At 71.7% G+C, this 6529-nt stretch carries 5 protein-coding genes; all 5 read right to left on the bottom strand.

Annotated elements, in window-relative coordinates:
- Positions 1–127: 127 nt before the first annotated feature.
- The 5 genes from ACZ6BB_RS04720 to ACZ6BB_RS04700 all read right to left on the bottom strand — a co-directional run bounded on the left by ACZ6BB_RS04720 (position 128) and on the right by ACZ6BB_RS04700 (position 6503).
- Positions 128–1489, bottom strand: a complete 1362-nt coding sequence (locus ACZ6BB_RS04720) for an amidohydrolase family protein (RefSeq protein WP_471613857.1) — start codon at positions 1487–1489, stop codon at positions 128–130.
- Positions 1490–1974: 485 nt separating this feature from the next.
- Complete coding sequence (locus ACZ6BB_RS04715) at positions 1975–3321, bottom strand: NtaA/DmoA family FMN-dependent monooxygenase (protein WP_471613856.1); 1347 nt, start codon at positions 3319–3321, stop codon at positions 1975–1977.
- A gap of 20 nt (positions 3322–3341) precedes the next feature.
- The gene (locus tag ACZ6BB_RS04710; RefSeq protein ID WP_471613855.1) at positions 3342–4604 is read right to left on the bottom strand and encodes an LLM class flavin-dependent oxidoreductase; all 1263 of its coding nucleotides are present in this window, start codon (positions 4602–4604) and stop codon (positions 3342–3344) included.
- Between the two features lie 14 nt (positions 4605–4618).
- Positions 4619–5416 (bottom strand): GNAT family N-acetyltransferase, encoded by a 798-nt coding sequence (locus tag ACZ6BB_RS04705; RefSeq protein WP_471613854.1) that lies wholly within the window; start codon positions 5414–5416, stop codon positions 4619–4621.
- A 58-nt stretch (positions 5417–5474) separates the two neighbouring features.
- Positions 5475–6503, bottom strand: a complete 1029-nt coding sequence (locus tag ACZ6BB_RS04700) for an ABC transporter substrate-binding protein (protein ID WP_471613853.1) — start codon at positions 6501–6503, stop codon at positions 5475–5477.
- Positions 6504–6529 lie beyond the last annotated feature (26 nt).

Below are 6529 nucleotides of genomic sequence, written 5' to 3'. Positions count from 1 at the left end.
AGCGGGGAAGACCCCCCCCCCCCCCTCCACTTCTAGGGAAGAAAAAAAAGAAAGACACCCTGGGTCCCTGGGTTCCCCCGCACCGTACGGTGCGGGAACCCCGGCGGCCCGGCGTGTCAGTGGCCCGTCACGCGTCCGGCTTCCGCGCCGCGACGGCGGCCACCAGTCGGTCGCGCGACTCCTCGACCAGGCGGCGGGCCCGGCCGACGTCGGCGAGCAGCCTGCCGTCGCGTTTGTGGACCACTCCGTCGACGATGACCGTCTCCACGTTGGAGACGTCCGCGCAGAGGGTCACGGCCGCCGCCGCGTCGTGCACCGGCGCCATGTTGAGGGCGGTGGCGTCGAGGGCGACGACGTCGGCCCTCTTGCCGGGGGTCAGCGAGCCGGTACGGTCCTCCACGCCGGCCACGTGGGCACCGTTGAGCGTGGCGATCTCCAGCATCTGACGTGCCGTCAACATGGTTTTGGGCACGGGCAGGTTGGAGTGCCAGCAGTCGGCGTTGACCCGGGCCCGCTCGGCGCCGAAGGCGGCCCGGATCTGGGTGAACATGTCGCCGGGCACGGTGGTGACGACGTCGATGCTCAGGGACGGCCGCAGCCCGTGTTCGATGGCCTGCATCACGGGCGGCCAGCCGTGCCCCATCTGGGTCTCCACCTGGGCGGCGATGGACACCGTGCCACCGGTGTCGGCCACCATCCGCCACTCTTCCTCGCTGAGGTGACAGCAGTGGACATAGGTGGTGTCGGGGCCCAGCAGTCCCAGCCCGCGCAGCTGCCTGACCATGCCGAAGCGGCCGGCGAGGCGTCCCATGGCGACGTGCACGGTGATCGGGAGGTCCAGCTCGCGGGCGAGACTCCATTCCCGCGTGACGACCTCGTCGGTGCAGAAGCCCGGGCCACGGGTGGCCAGGGCCATGGTCAGCAGGCCGTCGCCGGAGGCGAAGTACCGGTCGCGGACACGGCGTACGTCGTCGCCGGGTACCGCGATCGCGCTGTCGAACCAATAGTCGGCCAGTGAGGTGTTCGCGCTGCCGTACGCGTACTGGGCGCGGATGCCGGTCTCCGTCAGCGCCTGGATCGCGGCGTCCGGATGCTCGGGCGTGTTGTTGATGTGCGACCAGTCGACGAGGGTGGTGATGCCCGCGTTCAGGCACTCCAGGGTGCCGGCCAGGTTGCCGGCGTACACGTCCTCGGGGGTGTAGACGGGCGCGAAGGTGTCGAGGACGTCGACGAAATAGTCGTCGAGGGTGGCGTCGGGGGCGCAGCCGCGGATCGGCGCCTCCCAGGTGTGGCGGTGGGTGTCGACGAAGCCGGGGATCACGATACGGCCGGTCATGTCGAGCACCTCGGCGTCCACGTCCGCGTCGATCTCGCGCCGGACCGCCGTGATCGTGCCGTCCTCGATGAGGACGTCGCCCCGGGGCAGGTCGCCGATGTCCGGATCCATCGAGACGACATGGCCCGCGCGCAGGAGCATCCGTTCGGTCATCGCCGTTCCTCCCAGAGGTGGGTCCGCATGAAAACTGACGGTACGTCAGTATGCGGCGGGTCCGCGGACGGTTCGCGTGACCCGGCCGACGGGGACGAGGGCCGCGCGCCGGCGGTCCCGGTCGCGGTGAGGGGTCTTCCCGACGGACGCGCAGTCCCCGCGCCGGCGGGGCGGACCGGCTCGTGGTGCTCCTCGCGCGTCCGGCCCGATCCGAGGCGCGCTGCCCGGCCCGGACGGCGTCGGGCCGGTGTGTGCGGATCGCCACGGCGACCACCCCCATCCCTGCGGAGTCAACGACCTCACGGGGCGACCGTCAAGCGATGCGGGCGCCACGTGACACACGCACGAGGCGGCTGCCGGCGGCCGGCGGGCCGGCACGCGCTCCGGCCCCTCCCCCGCGCCGGCCGGGCCAGGGGCGCGGGGCGGGACGCCCCGTCCGGCGGAGCCGCACCGAGCACCGCCGGACGGGGGCCCGGTCGCCGAGGTCAGGCGGGGGTGTCCAGGCCCAGGTGGTCGCGGAGGGTCGGGCCCTCGTAGTCCGTGCGGAAGACGCCCCGTTCCTGGAGCAGGGGGACGACCTTGTCGGCGAAGGGGTCCAGGCCGGTCGGGGTGATGTGGGGGACGAGGATGAAGCCGTCGGCGGCGTCGGACTGCACGTACTCGTCGATGGTGCGCGCGACCGTCTCCGGCGAGCCGACGAAGTTCTGGCGGTTGCCGGTCTCGATGACCAGGTCCCGGATGGACCAGTGGTGGGCGGCGGCCAGCTCCCGCCATTCGCGGGCGGTGGCGAGCGGGTCGCGGTACATGCGCACCTGGGCGCGGCCCTTGGAGATGTGCGTGTCGCCGACGTCCGGGTCGATGTCGGGGAGCGGGCCGTCCGGGTCGTAGGAGGACAGGTCACGGTTCCAGACGAACTCCAGGTGCTTGAGGGCCGTGGCCCCGCTGACCTGGAGCCGGCGTACCTCCCTGGCGAGCTCCTCGGCCTCGGCGTCGGTGTCACCGAGGACGAAGCTCGCGGCGGGCAGGATCAGCAACTGGTCGTGGCGTCGGCCGTACCTGCCGAGGCGGCTCTTGACGTCGGTGTAGAAGGCCCGGCCCGCTTCCAGGCTCGCGTAGCGGCTGAAGATGGCGTCGGCGCCGGCGGCGGCGAACTCGCGGCCCTCGTCGGAGTCGCCCGCCTGGAAGATCACCGGACGGCCCTGCGGCGAGCGCGGGACGTTGAACCGGCCCTCGATGTCGAAGTGCCGCCCCGAGTGGACGAAGGCCCCGGCCTTGGCGTCCCGCAGGAAGACTCCCGTCTCCTGGTCGGCGACGATCTCGTCCCCGTCCCAGGAGTCGAAGAGTTCGTTCGCCGTGGCCAGGAACTCCTTGGCGCGGGAGTAGCGCTCCTCCTGCGGCAGGAAGCCTCCCCGGCGGAAGTTCTCGCCGGTGAAGGCGTCCCAGGAGGTGACGACGTTCCACGCGGCGCGCCCGGCGGAGAGGTGGTCGAGACTCGCGAACTGGCGGGCCACCTCGTAGGGCTCGTTGAAGGTGGAGTTGATGGTGCCGGTCAGTCCGAGACGTTCGGTGACGGCGGCGAGCGCGGCGAGGACGGTGAAGGTGTCGGGGCGGCCGACCACGTCCAAGTCGTATATCTGTCCTCCTTGTTCACGCAGGCGAAGACCTTCCGCGAGGAAGAGGAAGTCGAACTTGGCGCGCTCGGCGGTCCGCGCGAAGTGGGCGAAGGAGCTGAACTCGATGTGGCTGCCGGCCTCGGGATCGCTCCACACGGTGGTGTTGTTGACGCCCGGGAAGTGGGCGGCCAGATGGATCTGCTTCAGGGGCTTGCTCATGGCGGTCGGTCTCCTACGGCTCAGACGGTCGCGGTCGTTGCGGCGGCGTAGCGGTTCGCGGGGCGGGGCAGCCCCAGCAGGCCGCGCAGGGTCCCGGCCTCGTAGGCGCGGCGGAAGACGCCGCGCCGCTGCAGTTCGGGCACCAGGCCGCGGGTGATCGCGGGGAGGTCGTGGCCGAGGACGGCGGGCCGCAGCCGGAACCCCGTCAGACCGGCGGACGCCAGGTCCTGGAGGAGGTCCGCCAGTTGAACCGGTGTGCCGGTGAAGACGCGGGCGTCGCTCGTGTACGGCTCCCCGGCGAGCGCGTCGAGGCGGTCCCGTCGGGCGGCGGCTGCCGCCGGGTCGTCGTCGAGGAGGACCACGAGGTCACCGAAGACGTGCAAGGGATCGTCGGCGCGCCCGGCGGCCTGCTGCTCCGCACGGATCTCGGCGACGATCGCGCGCGCCTGGCCGGGGTCGTGCGGCGTGACGTATCCGATGTCGGCCTGGCGGGCCACCAGCCGGTACGGGAGGGTGTCGTGGGCGAGGGCGGTGACGACGGGCTGGCCCTGTGGCGGGCGGGGTGTGATGGAGGGACCCTTGACGCTGAAGTGGGGGCCCTCGAAGTCGATGTAGTGCAGTTTGCCGCGGTCGATGAAGCGGCCGGTGGCGACGTCCCGGATCTCCGCGTCGTCCTCCCAGCTGTCCCACAGCCGGCGCACGACCTCGACGTGGTCGGCGGCCTCGTCGAACAGCTCGGTCACCAGCTCCCGGGCGTCCGGGCTGTCGTGGGCCTCGATGCGCGGGATCGTACGGCGACCGAAGTGGGCGGCCTCGTCCGGCCGGGCCGTGATCTGCACCCGCAGGCCCGCGCGGCCGGAGCTGACGTAGTCGAGGGTGGCGATCGCCTTGGAGATGTGGAAGGGCTCGGTGTGGGTGGCCACCACGGTCGGCACGATACCGATGTGCCGGGTGAGGGGGGCGATGCGGGCCGCGACGAGGACTGCGTCCAGCCGGCCGCGCAGGTGGTCGGTGCGCTCGTCCGGCTCCAGGAAGTGCGCGGACTGCGGGCCGAGGCCGTCCTCGATGGTCACGAAGTCGAGCAGTCCGCGCTCGGCCTCGGCCACGAGGTCGGCCCAGTAGCCGGCGGTGAACACCTCGCGGGGGCGGGCCACGGGCTCGCGCCAGGAGGCGGGGTGCCATCCGGTGCCGTCGAGGGCGACGGCCAGGTGCAGCGCGGACGGCGCGGAGCCGGGGGCAGGGGCGGAGGAGTCGGAGGAGGGGAAAGACTCGGCTGAGGACACGGGTGGGTGCCTTCCTAGGAAGTTCGTACGGCCCTGTCGCGGGGCGTTCCGGGGCTTCGCACCGCCACGATCGTGGAGCGGCGGCGCAGGGTGAAGCCGATGGACTCGTAGAGCCGGATCGCGGTGACGTTGTCCGCGGCGGCGTGCAGGAAAGGTGTCTCGCCGCGTTCGCGGATGCCGGCGGCGACGGCGCGGACGAGCCGGGTGGCGAGGCCCCGGCCGCGATGGTCCGGGTCGGTGCAGACCGCGCTGATCTCCGTCCAGCCGGGCGGGTGGATCCGCTCGCCGGCCATGGCGATCAGGCGGCCCCGGTCCCGGATGCCGAGATAGGTGCCCATTTCCACGGTCCGCTTGAGGAAGGGGCCGGGTCGGGTGCGGGCGATGAGGTCCAGGATCTCGGGGACGTCGGCGAGCCCGAGCCGTACCGCTTCGGGGGCGTGCCCGGCCCGCAGCGCGGTGTCCACCAGCTGGACGCTCTGTCCACCGCCGACCACCTCCCAGTCGTCCGGCACCTCGTGGACCGGTTTGATCCGTACTACCGTCCCCGCGCCGACGAGCGTGCGCAGGTCGGCCCAGGCGGCCGGGTCCGCGGGGTCGGCGAGGGCGGCGAAGTCGTAGACGTCGCCCGGGTAGCGGGCGGCGGCGCCGAAGCGTTCGGCGAAGCGGGCGTGCGGGCCGTCGAGGGAGGCCCGGACGGCGTTGTCGAGGACGGGTATGTCGAGCGCGGGGGTGTCGGCGGCGAACGCGGCGCGGGGTGCGTCGGCGGTCGCGGGCGGGGCTCCGCCTCCGTGGAGGCCGGTCCGGTGCGTCACGGAGGCGGAGCCCCTTTCTCGGTCGACAGGCTTGCTGCTCACATCACTTGACCTGGCGTCAGGAATTGGTCAGGGGCAGACCCGGCGGGTTGACCTCGGACTTCTCGACGGACTCGTTGGACAGGTTCCACGCCTTCAGCCAGGCGTCGTACTGGCCGTTGTCGATCAGGTGGTTGATGGCCTCGGCGAGGGGTTCGGCGAGACCGCTGCCCTTCTTCGCGGTCGCGGCGATCAGGCCCTGGAGGGTCTCACCGGCGCCGGAGAACTGGCCCGCGATCCGGGTCGCCTGGGGAGTGCCCGCCGTCTTGGCCGCGTGGTAGGAGAGGTTGGGGCTGGGGCCGAAGTAGGCGTCGATCTTGCCGCTGCTCAGCGCCAGGTAGATGCTGTTGCTCTCCTGGAAGTACTTGACGGTGAGGGGCTTCTTGCCCTCCTTGGCCAGTTTCGCCTTCCACTCCAGGAGGATCTTCTCCTGGTTGGTGCCGTTGCCGACGGAGACCGTCCTGCCGGCGAGGTTCTCGTAGTCGCCGTCGAAGTTCCAGTCGCTGTCCTTCTTCGTCTCGAAGGCCAGGTCGTCCTTGCGGTAGGAGGCGAACTCGTACTTCTGCTTGCGCTCCTCGGTGTCGGTGATGTTGGAGAAACCGACGTCGACCTTGCCGCTGTCGATACCGATGAACAGGTTCTCCCAGGTCGACTGGCGCACCTCGGATTCGAGACCGAGGACGGCGGCCACGAGTCTGCCGAGATCGGGCTCGGAGCCGGTGAGCGTCTTCTGGTCGCTGCCGATGAAACCGAGCGGCGGACTGCCGGACGGCAGCGTGCCCGAGCCGATCACCAGCTTGCCGCGCTTCCTGATCGCGGCGGGCAGCTCGGCGCTGATGGACTTCACCTCCGAGACCTTGATCTCGGTCTCCTCGGCGGCGCCGTTGGCGAGCCGTCCGACGGTGACCGTGCCGGCGGCCTCGGTCCTCGTCGCGGCCTCGGTGTCGCCCCCGCAGGCGGCGAGCCCGGTGACGAGGGTGGCGGCGGCGGTCGCCGCGGTGATGCCGCGCAGCAGGCTGCGCCGGGAGAACCAGGTGTACGTGGCCATGACTGTCCTTGTCGTTCGGGGGGTGT

The organism is Streptomyces sp. NPDC041108 (assembly GCF_055592645.1).
The sequence above is the reverse complement of the archived record's forward strand: the minus strand, read 5'-3'. Positions and strand labels throughout refer to the sequence as shown.

What these genes read in the sequence shown, in the direction of transcription:
- ACZ6BB_RS04700 (WP_471613853.1), bottom strand. Translation starts at nt 6,503, where the DNA reads ATGGCCACGTACACCTGGTTCTCCCGGCGCAGCCTGCTGCGCGGCATC.
- ACZ6BB_RS04720 (WP_471613857.1), bottom strand. Translation starts at nt 1,489, where the DNA reads ATGACCGAACGGATGCTCCTGCGCGCGGGCCATGTCGTCTCGATGGAT.
- ACZ6BB_RS04715 (WP_471613856.1), bottom strand. Translation starts at nt 3,321, where the DNA reads ATGAGCAAGCCCCTGAAGCAGATCCATCTGGCCGCCCACTTCCCGGGC.